Source organism: Oceaniserpentilla sp. 4NH20-0058 (genome assembly GCF_040371755.1).
Taxonomy (GTDB): domain Bacteria; phylum Pseudomonadota; class Gammaproteobacteria; order Pseudomonadales; family Oceanobacteraceae; genus Bermanella.
The window spans coordinates 16,787-37,313 of the sequence record NZ_BAABWE010000007.1; the positions used below are offsets into that span (position 1 = coordinate 16,787).

15 protein-coding genes and 1 riboswitch are annotated in these 20,527 nt (G+C 40.8%); of the genes, 4 read left to right on the forward strand and 11 right to left on the reverse strand.

Annotated features, from left to right (window positions below):
• Positions 1–11: 11 nt before the first annotated feature.
• The 6 genes from uca to ABWV45_RS10210 form a co-directional block, all read right to left on the reverse strand.
• On the reverse strand, positions 12–3,620 hold the full coding sequence (gene uca / locus ABWV45_RS10185; RefSeq protein WP_353351598.1) for an urea carboxylase: 3,609 nt from the start codon (positions 3,618–3,620) through the stop codon (positions 12–14).
• A gap of 101 nt (positions 3,621–3,721) precedes the next feature.
• Positions 3,722–4,360, reverse strand: a complete 639-nt coding sequence (locus ABWV45_RS10190) for an urea amidolyase associated protein UAAP2 (RefSeq protein ID WP_353351281.1) — start codon at positions 4,358–4,360, stop codon at positions 3,722–3,724.
• Positions 4,361–4,371: 11 nt separating this feature from the next.
• On the reverse strand, positions 4,372–5,121 hold the full coding sequence (locus tag ABWV45_RS10195) for an urea amidolyase associated protein UAAP1 (RefSeq protein WP_353351283.1): 750 nt from the start codon (positions 5,119–5,121) through the stop codon (positions 4,372–4,374).
• 10 nt (positions 5,122–5,131) lie between these two features.
• Complete coding sequence (locus ABWV45_RS10200; RefSeq protein ID WP_353351285.1) at positions 5,132–5,923, reverse strand: ABC transporter ATP-binding protein; 792 nt, start codon at positions 5,921–5,923, stop codon at positions 5,132–5,134.
• 8 nt (positions 5,924–5,931) lie between these two features.
• Positions 5,932–6,747 (reverse strand): ABC transporter permease, encoded by an 816-nt coding sequence (locus ABWV45_RS10205; RefSeq protein WP_353351287.1) that lies wholly within the window; start codon positions 6,745–6,747, stop codon positions 5,932–5,934.
• Between the two features lie 119 nt (positions 6,748–6,866).
• A complete protein-coding gene (locus tag ABWV45_RS10210; RefSeq protein WP_353351289.1) occupies positions 6,867–7,916 on the reverse strand; it encodes a putative urea ABC transporter substrate-binding protein in 1,050 nt (349 codons plus the stop codon).
• 58 nt (positions 7,917–7,974) lie between these two features.
• A riboswitch (guanidine-I (ykkC/yxkD leader) is annotated at positions 7,975–8,090 on the reverse strand.
• 545 nt (positions 8,091–8,635) lie between these two features.
• On the opposite strand from ABWV45_RS10210, the gene ABWV45_RS10215 reads away from it, so the two are divergent.
• The 3 genes from ABWV45_RS10215 to ABWV45_RS10225 are packed head-to-tail and all read left to right on the forward strand — an operon-like array spanning position 8,636 to position 11,800.
• On the forward strand, positions 8,636–10,264 hold the full coding sequence (locus ABWV45_RS10215; RefSeq protein WP_353351291.1) for an NAD(P)/FAD-dependent oxidoreductase: 1,629 nt from the start codon (positions 8,636–8,638) through the stop codon (positions 10,262–10,264).
• Positions 10,261–11,013 carry a TrmH family RNA methyltransferase gene (locus tag ABWV45_RS10220; protein WP_353351293.1) on the forward strand — a complete coding sequence of 251 codons (753 nt, stop codon included), beginning with the start codon at positions 10,261–10,263 and terminating at the stop codon, positions 11,011–11,013. Before ABWV45_RS10215 ends, ABWV45_RS10220 begins: the two co-directional genes overlap by 4 nt.
• 34 nt (positions 11,014–11,047) lie before the next feature.
• On the forward strand, positions 11,048–11,800 hold the full coding sequence (locus tag ABWV45_RS10225) for a class I SAM-dependent methyltransferase (RefSeq protein WP_353351295.1): 753 nt from the start codon (positions 11,048–11,050) through the stop codon (positions 11,798–11,800).
• A 193-nt stretch (positions 11,801–11,993) separates the two neighbouring features.
• Here the strand turns inward: ABWV45_RS10225 and ABWV45_RS10230 are convergent, their stop codons facing one another.
• Positions 11,994–13,994 (reverse strand): acetoacetate--CoA ligase, encoded by a 2,001-nt coding sequence (locus ABWV45_RS10230; RefSeq protein ID WP_353351297.1) that lies wholly within the window; start codon positions 13,992–13,994, stop codon positions 11,994–11,996.
• 170 nt (positions 13,995–14,164) lie between these two features.
• On the opposite strand from ABWV45_RS10230, the gene ABWV45_RS10235 reads away from it, so the two are divergent.
• Complete coding sequence (locus ABWV45_RS10235; protein WP_353351299.1) at positions 14,165–14,734, forward strand: NnrU family protein; 570 nt, start codon at positions 14,165–14,167, stop codon at positions 14,732–14,734.
• Between the two features lie 61 nt (positions 14,735–14,795).
• Here the strand turns inward: ABWV45_RS10235 and galU are convergent, their stop codons facing one another.
• Genes galU through ABWV45_RS10255 form a run of 4 tightly spaced genes read right to left on the reverse strand, consistent with a single transcriptional unit; the run spans position 14,796 to position 20,421 of the window.
• A complete protein-coding gene (galU, locus tag ABWV45_RS10240) occupies positions 14,796–15,659 on the reverse strand; it encodes a UTP--glucose-1-phosphate uridylyltransferase GalU (protein ID WP_353351301.1) in 864 nt (287 codons plus the stop codon).
• A 13-nt stretch (positions 15,660–15,672) separates the two neighbouring features.
• Positions 15,673–17,424: a sugar phosphorylase gene (locus tag ABWV45_RS10245; protein ID WP_353351303.1), complete on the reverse strand. Its 1,752-nt coding sequence runs from the start codon at positions 17,422–17,424 to the stop codon at positions 15,673–15,675.
• An 8-nt stretch (positions 17,425–17,432) separates the two neighbouring features.
• The gene (locus ABWV45_RS10250; protein ID WP_353351305.1) at positions 17,433–18,665 is read right to left on the reverse strand and encodes a glycosyltransferase family protein; all 1,233 of its coding nucleotides are present in this window, start codon (positions 18,663–18,665) and stop codon (positions 17,433–17,435) included.
• The gene (locus ABWV45_RS10255; protein WP_353351307.1) at positions 18,658–20,421 is read right to left on the reverse strand and encodes an HAD-IIB family hydrolase; all 1,764 of its coding nucleotides are present in this window, start codon (positions 20,419–20,421) and stop codon (positions 18,658–18,660) included. The genes ABWV45_RS10250 and ABWV45_RS10255 overlap by 8 nt, the downstream gene beginning before the upstream one ends.
• Positions 20,422–20,527 lie beyond the last annotated feature (106 nt).

Below are 20,527 nucleotides of genomic sequence, written 5' to 3' on the forward strand. Positions count from 1 at the left end.
ATGTGGCTTGCTTATGCTTCTTCAATCAAAATTAATGATTGCCCGGACTGAATGGACTGACCTTGTTCTTTTAGAATGCTGTGGACCGTACCACTGCTGATGGCATGAATTTCAATTTCCATTTTCATAGATTCTAAAATCATCACTACATCACCTGCTTGTACTGTGTCACCTGTTTGTACCTTGCACTGCCATACGCTACCTGACACAGGGCTATCCAGTGCATTACAGTTATCCGGTAGAGTGAACTCTTCTTCTTTAATCTGCGTATCTTCGGCTTGCTCGTAAGTGAGTTGTCCATCTCGTTTCCAGCGGGCCAACTCTTCGTCAAAAGCATTTTCACGGGCATCAACAAATTCGCTTATCTGTGATGAATTTTCATTTAAGAATGCTTGATACTCATTGAGGCTGAACAGAGTTTCTTCAATCCGGATACTGGTTCGGCCTTTGGGTAACTGTTCGCGAATATCGCTCAGTTCTTGAGGGGATACTTCATAAAACTTAATTTGATCAAAAAAGCGCAATAACCAAGGCTGCGTAAAGTCATTTGTGGTGTGATAGCGATTCCACATTTGCGAGGTGCGTCCGACAAATTGATACCCCCCTGGGCCTTCCATACCATAAACACACATGTAGGCACCACCAATGCCTACTGAATTTTCGGCGGTCCACGTTCTGGCAGGATTATATTTTGTGGTGACCAATCGATGCCTTGGATCTAACGGTGTGGCTACAGGAGCCCCTAGGTAAACATCTCCTAACCCCATCACTAAATAACTGGCATCAAATACGGTATCCTTTACCGCTTGTATGTCTTTTAAGCCATTAATACGGCGAATAAACTCTAGGTTACTTGGGCACCAAGGGGCATCTTTACGAACCGATTGCATGTACTTTTCAATGGCCAGTTGGCAAGCGTTATCATCCCAACTAAGGGGTAAATACACAGTACGAGAAGGTACGGTTAAGTTTTCGGAGGTGGCCACGTATTCACAAGCTTGATCAATAATGCCGGTAAGTTCAGATAACGAAATTTTCTGAGAATCAAAATGAACTTGCAGTGAACGAATACCCGGGGTGAGTTCTCTAATTCCCGATAATTGATTATCAGATTTATATTGTTCTAACCACAACATGAGTGCATGCACTTTAAAGCGTCTTGGAATATCAAGCTCTAATGGGCCGAGCTCAATTAATAAAAAGTGATCTCCGGCTAAACGACAAACCACATTATCTTCGCCAATAGAGGTTTGATGAATTTTTGGGTCAGGTAAGGCTGACACGTCAATGGCTGGTATATCTAGTGGATTCACAATTAAATTGTGAATATCCAGTGTCTGAGCTTTTTCCAATTCAACCGCTTGCTCATGAGTTACGGCTATAAATTGTATTTTACTACCTGCTTTTAATTGGCCCAGTTTAAAAAGGTCTGCGCTGATCACGGTAGCAGGGCAAACAAAGCCCCCTAAAGATGGGCCATCAGGACCAAGAATTACAGGCATATCACCGGTAAAGTCTACGGTGCCAAACGCATAAGCATTATCGTGAATATTAGAAGGGTGCATGCCCGCTTCACCACCACTTTCTCTTGCCCATTTGGGTTTAGGCCCAATTAAACGCACACCGGTACGGGACGAATTGTAATGCACTTCCCAAATGTGATTAAAAAATACCTCGATGTCATCTTCAGTAAAAAAATCCGGAGCACCGTGAGGACCGTAAATGACTCTTAACTGCGTGACTTCAGGGGTTACTATGTTATTCAGCGGAGCCAAGGTTTGTTGAGCCGTGATAGGCTTAGGATCTAACTCTAAAACGTCACCAGTGCGAAGTGCGCGACCCACATGCCCGCCAAATTGACCTAAAGTAAAGGTGGACTTAGAACCTAGGTAATCAGGGCATTGAATACCACCGGATACCGCTAAATAACAACGAGCACCTTGTTCAGCGACTTTTCCAATACTCAATACTTGATTGGCACTAATGGTAATCACTTCATTCATGGCCACAGGCTGGCCATCCAGTGTGGTGTTAAAGTTGGCCCCCACAATGGCTACATGACAAGGTGTATGAAATTTTAAAGTAGGGCCATTTAACGTAATCTCTAATGCGGCAGCATCTACATCATTGCCCAACAGTTGGTTGGCTAGTCGAAAACTAAAGGCATCCATTGGTCCTGATGGGGGGACACCTACATGCCAGTGATGCTGACGGCCCGGGTAATCTTGAATGGTGGTTTGTGTGCCACCACTTAACACTGAAAGACTGTGGCTTTCAATTTTAAAGTTGGCAAGGTCATTGGTAAATAGTTGGCCACCATTGCTCATAGGGCCATTTAAAATACCTTGCACATAGGCTTTGTTAGTTTGAATACCGTAAATAACGCTATGGTTTAACGCGGTTTCTAATTTTTTTATGGCACTTTGGCGATCGTCTGCCGTGGCAATCACTTTTGCAATCATGGGGTCAAACAGGGCAGGCACTTCAATGCCGGATTCAATCCAGCTGTCTATGCGGTAAGCATTGTCTTGGGGCCAAGTGACGTTTGATAATAATCCGCTACTAGGCATAAAATCTTGCGCAGGATTTTCGGCGTACACGCGGGCTTGAATACTGTGGCCTGAAGGGGTGAGTGAGTTTTTGATTTCATGTAAATCCCCCAGTTCCCCTGCCGCTTGTTTTACCATGCACTCAACTAAGTCAATGCCCCATACTTGTTCCGTAATGCCGTGCTCCACCTGTAAGCGGGTGTTTACTTCTAGAAAGTAAAATTTGTTATCGGTGTCATCATAAATAAATTCAACCGTGCCCGCATTGCGATACTGAACAGAGGCCATTAATTGTTCGGCGGTGCGATGTAACTGTTGTCGAATATCATCGCTGATATTGTGGGCTGGGGTTTCCTCTACGACTTTTTGATTACGTCGCTGAGCTGAACAGTCCCGTTCGCCAAAGCTGACAGCCGTACCTTTACCATCGGCAAAAATTTGTACTTCAATATGACGGGCGTGTTGAATGAGTTTCTCTAAAAAAACCCCATCATTTGAAAAATAACTGGCCCCTAAGCGTTTGACGCTTTCCCAAGCATGATTTAAATCTTCATCGCTATGACATGCTTGCATGCCAATGCCGCCACCGCCAGCGGTGCTTTTAAGCATAATGGGATAACCAATTTTATTGGCCCATGTAATGGCATCTTTCTGTTCGGTTAAAAGTGGTGTGCCTGGCACTAGGGGCACACCTGCTTGTTCAGCGGCTTCTCTGGCAAGGTGTTTTAAACCAAATAATTCCATTTGCGTGGTAGTAGGGCCGATGAAGACGAGATCGTTATTTTCGCAAGCACTGACAAATTGTGTATTTTCACTTAAAAAGCCGTATCCGGGGTGAACCGCTTGCGCATTATGTTGTTTGGCAATTTTGATAATGGCATCAATGTTTAAATAGGTGTCGGCGACTGAGCCTTCACCCAAGCACACAGCAATATCGGCTTGCTGTACATGTAAAGAATCTTTATCCGCTTGGTGATACACCGCAATGGATTGAATACCAAGTTGTTTAAGGGTTCGAATAATACGGGTGGCGATGGCGCCGCGATTAGCAATTAAAATCGTATTAAACATCATGAATTCCTGCTTTCGGGTCGTCCCGCTTTAGAATACTAATCAGGCCGTCCTGATTAGAAGGTGTAAACACCTGCGATTATTAATTTTATATAAACAGATCAAGACCAAACCAGTACTTCAATGGGAGTGGGGTTGTAGCCATTACACGGATTATTCAACTGTGGACAATTTGAAATAAGTACCAAGGTATCCATTTTTGCTTTTAGTTCAACGTATTTCCCGGGTGCTGATATACCGTCTTCAAAGGTCAATTTACCTTCTTGGGTGACCGGCACATTCATAAAAAAATTAATGTTGTGAGTGATGTCAGATTTGCTTAGTCCGTACATTTCGTTTTCTTGGATAGCCAGCATCCAGCTGTCACGGCAGGCGTGCATGCAGCGTTTTTCTAAATCGTAGCGCACCGTATTGGATTCGGTTGCACAAGCGCCGCCTACAGTGTCGTGACGGCCACAGGTGTCGGCCACAATTTCAAGCATATCTTGATTAAGGTTGGTTTTTAGCATTGAGCCGCTGGTTAAATACAAAGCACCTTGTTCACGAATGGTGTCCATGGCACTGTAACGTTCGCTAACATCATTTGCATTATAAAATAAGGTATCAGCTGCTTGGTTACCTTTTGAATCCACAATGCGAATGGTATCACCGGCATTGATTTGATAAATAAAATAGTCCCCTGCATCAACCGATTTTGTAAAATATGCGTCTTCGGCCTTTAGTTGGCTTTCTTTAATCATGAAAATAGTCCTTACAAACCAAAATGGTACAAAGCGTTGTTTTCAAATCCGCGTCGGTTTTCATCGCAATGATTCAAACATTCATCATCTTCAGTCATGATTTCGGCTTGGGTTAACATAATAGAAACAGGTTTGTTTGGATATTCTATTTCTTCGCTTAACGGGTGGGGGCAGGTGTGTAAAACCACGAGAGTATCCATTTCAAAACGTAAAACCACTTCCTCATTTGCTTGGCTAATACGAGAAAGCGTTAGGTTTCCTTTGGCATCGGCTGAGACTTCACTGAACCAATTTACATTTGAGCAAAGATCTTGTTTGTATAAGTCGTACTTTGCTAGCTCTACTAAAAAACCATCAAACCCATTTTGTTTCCATTGATTTTGGTGATTTTGATAATCGCGTGGCCCCCATTTTTTGGTGATGTGCTCTGGGTGAGATGTACCACACATGGTCTCATGCCAGCCAAAACTGTCATGGATAATAGAGCAAAATATGCGCCCCATTTCGCTGTACAGGCAATGGCCTTTGGTAAGCTTAAATGTGTGTTGGCATTTTAAGGTGTCAGGTGCATTGTATTTCTCGGTTAATTGATAAGGATTAAAAAATAACATGCCCACATTTGCACCACCTTCAATATCTTTTAGACGAAGTTGTGTTCCCTTGCGGATAATTGTTGACCAATGGCTTCCACCGGGAATGGTAGTTTGATACATTTTATTCTGTGTGATGCTGTTTAATATGTGGTTTTGTGTAGTACTCATGGGCTCCTCATTACGCTATTTTTTGTTCAGGCGTTAATGACATTTCAATTTCTTTTAAACTTTCTTTGTCAGTTTTCCCTACAGGTAAATCAAACGTAATGGTACTGCCATAACGATGAGATGCATGTGGATCGTGTCGAGTTTTATCAAATACCCATAAACGGGTGCCAAGATAAAAGCCTTCGTCTAGATCATGGGTAACCATAAACACGGTTAGACTATATTTTTTCCAAAGTTCTAGTACGAGCTTGTGCATGTCTTTACGAATACCTGGGTCAAGCGCACCAAAAGGCTCATCTAATAATAAAACTTTTGGATGTTTGATTAAGGCTTGTGCAATGGCTAGCCGTTGTTGCATGCCACCGGATAATTCGTGGGGATACTTGTTTTTAGCGGGCAGTAGGCCAACAGCATCTAACCAGCTATCGGCTTCGTCTAAAGCAAGCTTACGAGATCGGCCAAACAAACGACCTATTAATGGACTTTTTTCAAACTCTTTAGCTATGGCGACATTTTCACGTACCGTTAAATGTGGAAAAACTGAATACTTTTGAAACACAATGCCACGATCAGGACTAGGCTCTTCTACAATAGGTTTGCCATCTAACAGAACGCTTCCCTTGGTATGAGATTCTATGCCCAGTAACATTTTTAAAAAGGTGCTCTTACCACAGCCAGATGTGCCCACCATTGTGATGAATTCACCTTTTTTCACTTCGCAATTAATATTTTCTAAAACGAGATTGTCACCGTAGGATTTTTCTACGTGGCGAAATTCGATTTGATTTTGTTCAGTTTTCATAACGACCTCTATTTCGCTGCGTGATACCAAGGGAACATTTTTTGACTGGTTTTAACCAGTAACCAATCTAAAACAAAGGCTAAAAAGGTAATCCAAGCCACGTAAGGCAAAATAATGTCCATGGACAAATATCGGCGAACCAAGAAGATTCGGTAGCCTAGGCCATCGGTTGCTGCAATGGCTTCCGCTGCGATTAAAAATAACCAAGCGGTTCCCAAACTTAAACGTAGTGCATCCATTAGTCTTGGTAATACTTGTGGCAACAGTACGCGAGTGATTAATTGAAAAGAATTTGCACCTAGGGTTTGTGCTTTTACTAGCTGCTCTTGTGGAATGTCTTGTGTTCGCTGGTATAAGTCACGAATTAAAAAAGGGGTAATCCCAATGATGATTAACATTACTTTAGATAATTCACCTAAACCAAATACAATAAATAATAAGGGTAATACAGCCATGGGAGGGATTAACGAAATGGCGGTAATTACAGGGTTTAAATTGGCACCAATTAATGGAATAGCTCCGGTAATTAATCCTAACATTAACCCGATAAATGCGGCGCAGGCCACACCTGTTAAAAGTCGTTTTAAACTGCTTGTGGTGTCTTGCCAAAACACATATTCACCGGTGCGTTTACTGGGGGTGAATGCTAATCGGTCTATGGCGCTTTGAAATTGGCTCACACTAGGCAATAGTTTGTCTTGAGGGTTTTCTGCCTTACGAGCTTCTGATCCCACTTGATACAGAATCATCAATAAGAAAAACGGTATGACTCCCAAGGCAATTGCCAGAGGCTTGGAAGGCTTTATATTTATCCAACGTTTCATGAGACTCTCGCAATCAAGTGGGTTTATGGCGATGAATTAACCATGATTAAAGTTAAACAACGTCCTTGTTGTTTTATTTTTTAATCTATAGGTACTTTAAATGTGAGTTGAGTTTTAAATTACAGTTTCCCTTTAGCTGCCATATCCATGTAGCTGGCGTCAAAGCGTAATTTAACGTTGTTTTTATCTCCGTAAATACCTGATGGCGTTTCAATGCCGATTACCCCCGCATCAGGAGCGCCATCGCCAAGTAAACCGTGATCAAATGAGAACTCTGCAACATATTGCATTGTGTTTTTAAGGGCAGGGCTATTCACAAATTTAACGGCATCTTTTGCATGGTAAAACATTTTGGTTGAAGCTAATTGCGCTTCAAAGCCAGCTAGGTCTGTACCGGATGCTTTACCCATGTGTTCACGCACGGCTGATTTTTTTTCCATTTCAGCCATAATTTCATACCAAGCCCCTACCAGCGCTTTACCCAGTTTTGGATTTTCTTTTAGAGTTTTGGTATTTACAATTAAGGTATCAATGATTTCGCCTGGAATGTTTGAGCTATCAAATACTTTGTTTGCCTTAGGCATATTCAGTATTTCACTTACAAGTGGGTTCCAAGTGGCAACGGCTGTTACATCTTTTGTGGTGAAAGCAGCTACAAGGTCGGCGTCTGATGTGTTAACTACTTTTACGTCTTTTTCAGATAAACCTACACTTTCTAGGCCACGAGCTAGCAGGTAATGAGACACGCTTAATTCAACCAAATTAATGTTTTGGCCTTTTGCGTCTTTAATGGATTTGCCTTCTTTTAGAATTACGGCATCGTTACCGTTAGAGAAGTCACCGACGATGAGTGCTGTTGAATCAACGCCGCCAGCGGCGGGAATGGTTAACGCATCAACGTTAGCCATGGTACACGCGTCGAATTCACCTGCGGTATATTGGTTCATGGATTCAACGTAATCGTTGAACTGTACAACATCGATGTTTATGTCGTACTTGTCAGCCCATTTTTTGACAATGCCAGATTGGCTGCCATATTCCCAAGGCATCCACCCCACATAAATAGACCAGCAAACTTTGAAGTCTTGTTTAGCGTGAACAACAGGTGCTGTTAAAGCTCCAAAGGCGATAGATGCGCTTAATAGAACGCTAGTAGTAAAGGTTTTCATTGGGTTCTCCCAAGTGATTTATGGTTACATACGAGTAATCTTGGCTAATGCCAATTGATTCTCCCGGGCTTTTTTCCCGCCGTGTAACCTTTTCGTATCACTTAAGAGTTGAAGAGGTCGATAGCTCTCGGACCAGTCACTTTTAGAAAAGTCGGAACCCTAGCTATACCATTGCAAATTGTGTCAGGTTTGTGATTGCTCACTTTAGATTGGTTTATTAACCAAGATTACCCTATGCATAGATTTAGCAAGTTAAATGCCAAATAGAAAATCCTCATGAAGTCTTAGTATTAATAGGCCGTGGCTAAGAATTTAAATAAAAAATGAACAATTATCGCGCAATAATTCTTCTGTTGGTGTCTTTTGGTGCGAAGATGCTAAGGCTAATACGTGGCATAAGGAGAGCACTAACTAAGGCTGTATTGATAACGGAGTCGAGTGTACGAGTATATTTTGCTTTGAGATGCGCTACTTTTAGGCAGGTTGCACACCATTGGGGTTTTCTTTTGGTAGATAAATGTTTCAACGGTGGGAATTGTTTGTTATTTATACGAATGGTTAAAAGCTTTGTTTTTTGGCAATTTGATTGTTTTTACGCCTTGCGGAGGTTGTCGCAAAATACTCTCATGCTATATGCCTCACTTGCCTGACAATATAGGGGCTTAGCGGTACAATGGGTTTTTTATTACCTTTGCCGGAGTCACCGGCCAGGATACAGTATGATCCGTATTACCGAATTAGCACTACCTTTAGATCATCCTCAAGAAGCCATTGAAGCTGCGTTACTTAAACGTTTAGGCATCCCAAAAGCCGATCTTGTGGAATTCATTGTCTTTAAACGCAGCTATGATGCCCGTAAAAAAAACACCGAGATTAAATTCGTATATATATTAGATGCCACCATTAAAAACGAAGCGGTGGTGTTGGCTAAATTTGAAGACGACATTCATGTCAAATCCGCTCCTGATACCAATTATTACCCTGTACCCGATGCTCCTGCCGATTTAACTGAGCGACCTGTGGTCATTGGCTTTGGCCCTTGTGGGTTATTTGCAGCGCTCACATTGGCTCAGGCAGGCTATAAACCCATTGTATTGGAGCGTGGTAAAGAGGTTCGTGCCCGCACCAAAGACACATGGGCACTATGGCGCAAACATGAGCTGAATACAGAATCTAATGTTCAGTATGGAGAAGGGGGTGCAGGTTTGTTCTCTGACGGTAAATTGTACAGCCAAATTAAAGACCCTAAATTCTACGGGCGTAAAGTTATGCACGAGTTTGTAAGGGCTGGGGCGCCAGAAGAAATCATGTTTGTGAGCAAACCCCATATAGGTACGTTCCGTTTAACAGGGGTGGTTTCCAAGATGCGTGAGGAAATCAAAGCATTAGGTGGCGAAGTACGCTTTGAAAGTAAAGTATCCGATATCCAAATTGAAGATGGTCGCATTACCCAAGTGGGTCTAGACAATGGTGAAACCATTAACAGCCGTTATGTGATATTAGCGCTAGGCCACAGCTCAAGAGATACCTTCCGTTTGCTGCATAAAAAAGGTGTGTTTATTGAAGCTAAGCCGTTTGCCATTGGTTTTAGGGTAGAGCACCCTCAATCGTTAATTGATACTGCTCGCTTAGGTAAATATGCAGGTCACCCAGAATTAGGGGCGGCGGACTACAAGGTGATACATCATGCGAAAAATGGCCGTGCGGTTTACAGCTTTTGTATGTGTCCTGGCGGAACAGTCGTGGCCGCCACATCAGAGGAAGGACGGGTCGTCACCAATGGCATGAGCCAATATTCTCGTAACGAACGCAACGCCAACTCAGGTATTGTGGTGGGCATCAATCCAGAACAAGATTTTCCGGGTGGCCCATTGGCAGGGGTAGAACTTCAAGAAAAACTAGAAAGCCACGCATTTGAAATGGGTGGCCGTGATTACAGTGCTCCCGGGCAATTAGTAGGGGACTTTGTAAAAGGTAAAGCCTCAACCCAGTTAGGTGACGTTGAACCATCGTATAAACCGGGAATTAAGCTCACAGATTTAGCCGATGCCTTACCCGATTACGCCATAGAAGCCATGCGAGAAGCCTTTCCTGCTTTTGGTAAAAAAATCCGCGGTTTTGATAGGCCTGATGCTATTTTAACTGGGATTGAAACCCGCACCTCTTCGCCAGTTCGTATCACCCGTGACCGAGACAGCTTACAAAGCTTAAATACCCGCGGCCTATACCCAGCCGGAGAGGGTGCAGGTTATGCCGGTGGTATATTATCGGCAGGAGTTGATGGTATAAAAGTAGCCGAAGCGTTAGTTCATGACATGCTGGCGGATTTAAAGGGTATGGTAAAATGAAATTAGATGACGCCAAAAAGCTCCATCAAAAAAAATACCGTACTCAATTTGGTTTTTATTTGGTAGAAGGGGAGCATCTTGTTCTTGAACTGCAAAAGTCCGCACAGCTTAACCCTGAAAACTTCAAGCGCACGCAATTATATGTAACAGAAGAATACCAAGAATGGGCGAACAATATAGACACTGATTTTAAAATTTTTACCATCAGCAAAAAACAAATGGCGCAGTTAAGTGATACCAAATCTCCTCAAGGGATCATTGCTTGTGTGCCTTTGCCAGATTTAAAGCAGGCACAAGGGTTAGCATTAAAGAACCAAAATGAGCGCTGTATTTATCTACATGAAGTACAAGACCCAGGTAACCTTGGCACAATATTGAGAACGCTGGCTTGGTTTGGTGGTTTCCGTCTATTGATTAGTCCAAATTCGGTTGATCCGTTTAACCCAAAAGTGGTGCGCTCAAGCATGGGGGCTATTTTCCATGTACCCATGGAGCTAGATGTAGAGCTAAGGGATTTATCAAATCGCTTTGAAACATTTGCCTATTTAGATATGAATGGTGAGCCTGTTAACTCGCCAGCGTTTACTCAATTACCTTGTTACTTGTTTGGTAATGAAGCCCGTGGCGTGCCCAGAGACGCATTACAGGTGCTAAATACGCAGGCGTTCACTATTCCCGGTAGCGGTGCTATTGAATCGTTGAATTTGGCCAGTGCTGTGAATATGTGTGTGTATCAGTTGTCGGTATGATTTTAAGTATTGAGTTAAATTTATTGAGTATTGCATGAAAATTAAATTATTTAATAAAAACAAAATAATTCCAATATTATTGAAACCTTCTGCGTACTTAAGTCAATACTTTGATTTTTGGTTCTTAAGGAAAGATGTACCTACTCCAGAATTAGTGCAACATACACAATGGGAGAACTATTTATTTGATTTGGCAAAAAAGAATAATTGGAGAGTTCTAGAGGTTGGAAGTAGGGAGGTCACTGGAAAATCAAGGGCAAGGGAGGAATTATCGGACTGTGAATATATTGGTTTCGACTACTATCCGGGCGAAAATGTAGATGTAGTTGGAGATGCCCATAAATTATCAACATATTTTGATGAAGATAATAAATTTGATTTGATTTTTTCATCTGCATGTTTTGAGCACTTTGCAATGCCATGGCTCGTTTCTCAAGAAATTTCAAAGTTATTAAAAGTCGGCGGAATGGTATTTGTTGAAACTCATTTTTCTAACTCATCTCATGAACGACCTTGGAATTTTTTCCAGTTTAGTGATATGGGGTTGAGGGTTTTATTCTCTAAATCAATGGGCTTTGAATGTTTAGATTCGGGGATGTCTACGCCGATTGTAGGTCGCTTTTCAAAAAATGTTTTACCTAAACAATTGAAGTTTCGACCTGTTAAGGGTCTATATTGTCATAGTGAGTATTTAGGTAGAAAAGTTGAAGATGTACCGGATTTTAGTTGGGGTAATGTAGATTTAGATGAGATAGTTTCAAATACTAAATATCCTTTTAAGGTGTAAATGGTCGTTATTAATTTTAAAATAAAAAATAATTACATTCCAATTAGAAATTGAGCGGGTACATAATTCTCTTTTATTTTTTAAGAATAGTGTTAACTTCATATGTTATCACTTTCTTATTTTTAACCTTTATTTTAAAAAGGTTTCTTATTAGAGTTATTTTTAACTCATCAAGAGCGCCATATTCACTAGCTCACTGTTCAAGTTGTGATAAGTTTTTAAATAAATCTAAAGCTTCTGGATTGAGTAGTGCGTCCTTATTTTTAACGGGTCTGCCGTGAATTGTCTCTCTCACTGCGATTTCAACTATTTTTCCACTTAAGGTTCTGGGTATATCGCTCACTTGCACAATAATAGCGGGTACATGCCTTGGCGTGGTGTTTTGTCGAATAGTATTTTTGATTCTGTTTTCAAGTTCGCTAGAGAGTGTTACATGTTCTCTTAAGCGTACGAATAAAATGACTCGGATATCAGTAGGGTCATGTATTAATGTTTGACCAACTGCGATACTTTCAAGTACTTCTTCGATCTTCTCGACTTGTCGATAAATTTCAGCCGTACCAATTCTCACTCCGCCCGGATTCAAAATTGCATCGCTTCTCCCGTGAATAATTAGGCTGGTGTAGGTTTTTCCGTTGTCATTGTGTGCAACTTTTTCTGCAAAATCACCATGTGCCCATACGTTATCAAAGCGCTCAAAATAGCTGGCTAAATACTTTTTATTACTTGTGTCATTGTAGAAGCCGATAGGCATGGAAGGGAATGATTTCTCGCAGACAAGTTCGCCGCGGATATTGTTTTTAACAGGTTGACCGGCATCATCATATACATTAACGGCCATCCCTAACCCCAGACATTGTATCTCGCCTTTGTAAACAGGCAGATTCGGATTACCTAAGGTAAAGCATGAAACGATGTCTGTACCACCGGCAATACTGCTTACACAAATGTCTTGCTTGATATTGTTGTAAATATATTCAAAACTTTCATCACTTAATGGCGAGCCTGTGGAGAGTAATGTTTTCAACGCTTTTAATGAGTGTTTTTCATTGGGTGAGTATTTTGCTTTTTCTAAAGCGCTTATGTATTTGGCGCTGGTGCCAAAAATACTTATATTTTCCGTTTCTGCCATATTCCATAGTACATTTGGCTCTGGGAAAAAAGGTGAGCCATCATAAATGACTAAAGTGGCACCTGTCATTAAGGTACTAACCATCCAGTTCCACATCATCCAACCACATGTGGTGTAGTAAAAAACAGTGTCGCTTTGTTTGACGTCTGTATGGAAAACCAATTCTTTATAATGTTGAATCAGTGTTCCCCCTGCACTATGCACTATGCATTTAGGGCTGCCTGTTGTACCTGAGCTATATAAGATATAAAGGGGATGATCAAAGCTTTGATGAGAAAACTCAATATCTAATGCCTCATTATCTAGGCATGCATCCCACAGTGATATGTTTGCAGAGGTTTTTAGTTGTTTCTGAGTTTGATTTAATGTGATGTTCTTATCTGAATAGGGCACCAATATGACATGCTGGATACTTGGGATATGGCTCAAAATAGAACTGAGTTTTTCGAGGTTATTCTGTTTTTTTCCATTATAAAAATAACCATCCGTTGTGATAAGTATTTTAGGTTGGATCTGACCAAAACGATCTAAAACACCTTGAGTACCAAAATCCGGTGAGCAGCTGGACCATACAGCGCCAAGGCTGGTACAGGCTAACATGGCTATGATAGCTTCGGGAATATTTGGGCTAAATGCCGCAATCTTATCTCCGGGCTGAATGCCAATTTCTTTTAAATGTTGGCTTAGTTTAGCTACTTTTAAATATAGTTGAGCATAACTAATAGACTGCTGTTTTCCTCGCTCATCATAGGCAATGAGTGCTGTATGGTCATGTCTGAATTTTAATAAATTTTCTGCAAAGTTGAATCGGCTGCCTGTAAACCATTTAGCATTAGGCATCTTGCTTGGTTGCTCTAGTACATTCTGGTAAGGCTTATGCTCAATAAAGGATGCGTAATTCCAAACATATTTCCAAAATAATTGAGGTAACCTGATAGAAAAGTCATGCAAGGATTGATAACTAGAAACATTATGGCCATCTTCTGCAATATATTGGGCAAAGGCCGTCATATTACTTTCAGATATACGGGCTGCAGAGGGTGACCAAATAGGGCTGACCATATTAATCTTCATCGCTTTTTAATTATATATGGTTAAGTTTGGCCCAAATGATGGTAGATGTGAAATATATTCGCCCTATGGATAAACTTTATACACTGTATGAAACCATTGTAATAAAAATGACTTACGTATAACTTCTATCAGACTTGGGTGCTAAAAATATGGAGTTAATGATGGATTTATTAATCGTTGGGTTGGTTTTGTTCTTCTCGGTTCATATTGTGTCGACAATTCCACCTATCAAGCGCAAGTTCTCACTCTTGGTGGGGCAAAAAGGTTATAAACCGGTTTACGCAATTATCTCATTAATAGGTTTTGTATTGATCGTAATGGGGTATGCAGATAAGCCTATATTAGCTATGCCACAATGGAGTACCCCCAGTTGGGCTGTCCACTTGATGTATTTAATATTATGGCTCGCGATTATTTTACAGCCCGCTTCACATATGCCTACAAATATAAAACGATATACACGACATCCAATGTTGTGGGGGGTTGTACTATGGTCAGCAATGCATTTGTGGGTAAATGCAGATAGGGCATCGATTTTATTATTTGGTAGTTTCTTGGCTTATAGCCTTTGGGCAATGTTCACGGCAAATTTAGCTGGGGCAAAAAAACAAACAAAAAAAGTACCTATGAAACACGATGTGTTGGTTGTCGTGGTAGGAACATTTGCATATATACTTGTATTATTTGCACATAAATGGATTGCAGGTGTGCCATTGGTGAATTATTAATTTCTAGTAAAAAAATAAAAGCCGCTCAAGTGAGCGGCTTTTAATCAATCGGGCTAATGACTTATCCTTTGAATTCGTGCTCATAGAAGTAATTGGTGGCTTCTACAAAGCCGGGAATACTACCACAGTCAAAGCGTTGTCCTTCAAATTTAACGGCAATCACTCGTTGTTCTTTTGCCACTTGTTTTAGCGCGTCGGTAATTTGAATTTCACCATTGGTTCCTGGTTTTGTCTCTTTAAGGTAATCAAAGATCTCTGGTGTTAAAACGTATCGACCAATAATAGCCATATTAGTCGGTGCGTCCTCTGGCTTTGGTTTTTCAACCATATCGCTGACATCGTAAATACCCGGTTCAATTTCGACGCCACTAATAATGCCATAACTGCCGGTTTCTTCTTTTGGCACTTCTTCTATGGCCACAATACAACAGTGAAATTTGTTGTATAACTCGACTAGTTGAGCCATTGCTCTGGGTGTCGGTGCAGAAGGGTCTTGCTCTAAAGGTGCTACACATAAATCGTCGGCTAAAATCACTGCAAAAGGTTCTCGGCCAATGATAGCTTCGCCAGTTAAAATAGCGTGGCCTAATCCCAACATGGCGCGTTGGCGCATGAAAATGAATTGCCCATTATTCATAACATGATTGATATCAGCGAGCTTATCAAATTTAGAGCTGCCGGCTATTTCTGTCTCAAGTTCATAGTTATTATCAAAGTAATCAGCAATAGCACGCTTGCCTCGCCCAGTAATAAAGCCCATTTTGCTAACACCGGCTTCCATTGCTTCTTCTACTGCGTATTGAATAAGCGGTTTATTTACAACGGGTAGCATTTCTTTTGGCATTGATTTAGTTGCCGGTAAAAAGCGTGTACCGTATCCGGCTACTGGAAATAAACATTTATTAACACTAAGTTTTTCTGACATTTTTTTCTCCAATTTATGCGTTTGCTATCCACATCATCTGATAAGGTGCAAGAATTATTTCATCATGAGTGTTATCAAACACAATGCCACTGATAAGGTCTATCCATGTATTAGTCACAACTAAATTCAAATCTGACAGTAACATTTTTTGTTGGCTATCTGTAATGTTATATACACAAAAAATACTTTGGCCTCGATCTATACTTTGGCGCCAAAACCCAAATATAGAATCACTTATATGTAATGTAAACTGAGTTGCATTTGGATGAAAAGCTTTTTGCGCTTTACGTAAGTTAATGAGCTGAGTGATTTGTGTATAAACTTGAGCATGGTCGGTCTCAGGATTGCTAAGTTCTGTGATTAAGTTGTCGTAGTCCCATTCATGACGGTTAATACTCCGATTATGCCCTGTACGTTCTTTCTTGTCGTAGTCATTATGAGTCCCTAGTATGCTATGGATATATAATGCAGGGATACCCTCAAGGGCTAGCATGATGCCATGGGCACATAAGAAACGTTGCAGGCCTAATTCGTCCTTGCCGTCTTCAGTTCCTTGTAATGCATCATATAAAGTGATGTTGACTTCATAGGGTTTTTTAACGCCATTTTCTCCCGCACGCCAAGATATTTCACCACCAAAACTCTGCATAGTAGTGACAAGTGTTGCTAGTTCAGTGTCACTTAATAGGCCTTCGGCTGGTCTTAGTCCAATGCCATCATGAGAGGCAATGAAGTTGAAATAAGTGGTGCCGTGTTGTGCAGGAGGCATACTCATTAGCCAACGTTTTAAATATCGACAATTACCACTGACCAATGTATATACCAGCAATGGTGGTAAAGAGAAGTTATATACACAATGTGCTTCATTGGCGTTGCCAAAGTAGCTTAAGTTCTCGATATTTGGAATATTAGTTTCAGTTATAATGATCGCATCTGGTTGCGTATGTTCTATTAACGTGCGAATAAGTCGAACAACTTCATGTGTTTCGTCTAAATTTAGGCAATTAGAACCAAGTTTCTTCCAAAGAAATGCAATTGCATCTAAGCGAAAAATACGAATCCCATGATCCAAATAGTTTCGTACGATGTTGACGAATTCTTTTAATACTTGTGTATTGGAGAAATCCAAATCAACTTGTTCATGGCTGAACGTACACCAAACATATTCAGTGCCTTTTTCTGTAATGGTTTCCCTTAGTAGTGGTGAAGTACGCGGACGTACGACGTCGGATATAGGTGCATCTTTATGGGTTGTATAGAAATAATCATGACCAACCCCTTCACCCTTGATAAAGTTTTTAAACCATTGGCTTTGGTCTGAACAGTGGTTGATCACTAGGTCAGCCATTAGCCTATATTCGCTAGCTATGTTTTCTATATCTTGCCAATGACCAAGTGTTGGATTGATTTCATAATAATCACAAACGGCAAAGCCATCGTCAGCACTGAATGGAAAAAACGGCAAAATATGAACAGAGTTAATGCTCTGTTTTAAATAATCGTTTAAAAAACCATGTAAAGTATGTAGCGGCGGTTCGTCTTCTTTTTGAATAGAGTGACCATATGTAATGACGGTTACATCTTGTTCTGTCCAGTAATTTTGGTGTGGCGATACGGCCTCGTAGTGTTGCTGGAAACCCATAATGTCAATGAGCTCTTGGGTTAGCTCATTTAATTCAGAATCGGTTTTAGCATCACCATAAATAGCTTGTAAGTGATGCAGTATTTTATTTTCCAGTAATTCCAGTGTTTTTCCGGTTAACATAATCTGGCCTATAACTGTGAAGTAAATTCTTTATTATCTTCTTCTACGGCTTCATATAGTCGCTCAAAAATATCGGGTACAGCACTTTGCACACGGTTCCAGCTTGGAATGAATGGGGTTTCCATAGGGTTGTCTAAGAAGCGCTTACCAGCATCCATGATATTTTTAGCAAACATTTCTACTGCTTTTTCTTCTTGGTGAATATCAAATTTTAAACCATTCATAATGGCATCATTTCGGTAAGTTTCCACAAAATCTAAAGCAATACGGAAATAACTGGCTTTGACTGTTCTGAATGTTTCTTCATTGAAGACAGTGCCTTTGGTCGCTAGTTTTCTGAACAAAGCTTTTGCAATATCAATGGACATTTTTGATAGCCCAGCTTGTTGATCACTTAACGATAGATCTTGGTGCTTGTGGTCGTATACCTTGGCAATGTCTACTTGGCATAAACGATTGTTTGCATAGTTTCTATGCATTTCAGATAGCACGCCAATTTCTAGCCCCCAATCACTTGGAATGCGAATATCATTTAACACATCTCGTCTAAATGAAAATTCACCGGCTAGTGGGTAGCGGAAGCTATCCATATAATTTAGATATTCGTCATTATCTTTGACAACGGATTTAAGCGCTCTTAGTAATGGTGTGACGAGTAATCGACTAACTCGCCCATTTAGTTTTCCATCAGCAATACGGGCGTAATAACCTTTACAGAATTCATAATTAAATTGAGGATTAGCAACAGGGTAGACTAAGCGGGCGAGTAACTCACTATTGTAGGTGACTATGTCACAATCGTGCAGTGCGATGGATTCTGTTTTACCAGATGCTAAAATGTAACCCATGCAGTACCACACATTTCGGCCTTTCCCCATTTCTTTTGGCGCTAACCCTAATTGTTGTAACTCAGCGTCTAATGCTTTTAATCGTGGGCCATCATTCCAAAGTACTCTGTGGTGTTGAGGCAGATCAGAGAAAAACTTTAATGCATGTTTGTATTGCTCTTCATCTGCGCGATCTAAACCAATGACGATTTCGCTTAAATAAGGTATGTGTTTTATCTGATCAATAATTTTTGGTAATGCCTCACCTTCAAGTTCAGAAAATAAAGATGGTAAAAGCAAGCCTATTGGTCGTTGTTTACTGAATGAAACCAGATCGTTCTCTAAATCTGCAATGTGGCGATCCGTTAAATTATGCAGTGTCGTAATGATGCCATTCTGATAAAAATCAGCCATGGAGTTCCCCTGTTACTGGTGATGTTTCATGATCAAAAAGATCATCTAAAATATGATGTACACCTTGTCCCCATCCGATAGGGCCAAAATCATCTGAAATATAAATATGATCAACCCGTGATAATACGGGTATATCGTGAACCGGTGAGCGAATAATCAGCGCATAGTCAGCCATGTCGAGCATTTGTATATCATTATGGCTATCACCAATGGCGATGCTCGAATAGGGTGTGCTATGCATTTGTTGAAATGTATTGCTAAGCCATATTAACGCTTTTCCTTTATTCGCATCACCACAAATATGAATGAAGCGGCCTCCTTGTAATATGGTGGCACCTTTATCAGTGATGGTATTTATGAATCTTGATTTTTCAACTTCATCACCTTGCCATAAAATGGGCTCACCAAATTGCCGCTGTGCTGCTAATTGTGATTGTTCTAGTGATAATCCTGTGGCATTTGCAATATCGTCTAGTGTCATACTTGAGAATGATTGAAATAACCCTTCAAACTCACTGCGTACAGAATTTAATATTTTCATCCAGTGAGCATGGGGGTTAACAAAATGTTTTACCCAGTATTTTCCAACCACTTCGGTATCAGCGGGTTGCTCAGCAAAATATCCAATGGGAATAAAAACAGCGGCACCATTTTCAATTATAAAAGGGTGGTGATTATTCAATACTCGGCGAAGTTGCTCTATTTCATGTTGTGTTTTACTGCTGCAAGGCATAACAGCAATGGAATTTTGCTGGCAAAACTCTAACGTGCTGATTGCTGCATCATGGGAGTATGTATGGTGATCGAGTAATGAGCCATCAAGGTCAGTAAAAATCAGTGCGTTTACATTTAACGGATTAAACCCATTGGCCTTAACCCGTGCCTCAATTTTTCTATTACTGTTTAATTTGAAAACATATTCAGCCGTGTTTGGTAGTGTATTTAACACGTGCTCAGTGATGCGTTGGTAGTGCTGAATAAAACGTTCGATGGCTTCAGGTGACATAGTTCGAGCCTTATTCGCATCACCTAAGCTGGCTATGAGTTTTTCTTCTTGTTCTAGTCGCCATTTGAATACACATTGGAAGCTAGGTGCTTGCAACATGACGGTACAATCAAAACGATCAAATAGTGTTTGATATTGCTCAGTTAATTGCAAATTAACGTAGCTGCGCCAGATGGCATCTTTATCTTCATTGGTTTCCAGTGAGTTAACCGGAGCCTTAAGCTCCTCCGCTTGCTGAGCAATAGCACCCACGCACCAGCCTTCAAAAATGATAATGTCTGGTGCTTGTGTCACTTCACTCCATTGTGATTGCTCGTAGCGATCATCTATGGCTTTGTTGAATCTCGGAATAAAGGTACTTTCTGGTCCATTGTGGTGCACCAGTGCATTCAATGTTTCATTGGCGAGCGAAACATCATGGGTTCCCGGCACACCTCGAGTTTCCAATAGGGGGTGTATTGAGTTTGCTAGCTGTTTTCGCTCATCGCGACGGTAATAAAAGTCATCCAATGATAATGTGACAGCATTTAGCTTGTATTTTCTCTCTAAAATTTCAACCAGTAGCTCAGAGAGCGTACTCTTTCCTGAACCTTGCGCACCGTTAATGCCCACTATAATTGACTGTTGTTTATTTTGGTGCAGATTGGCCAATTCTTGTGCTAAAGGCACAAAATATTCTATGGCTTGAGCGGTAAATTCACTGCCTAAGGTATGTTTTTGTATGAATTCGCTCAGATCTAGTTGGCTCATTTTGTTATAAATGCCTGTATTAATTGAGGTTTTACTGGCTAATTTATATGGAGCAATTTCTGTGCCCTAAAAATGGGAGGTGAACTTTCTTTTTAGGTGCGCCCAT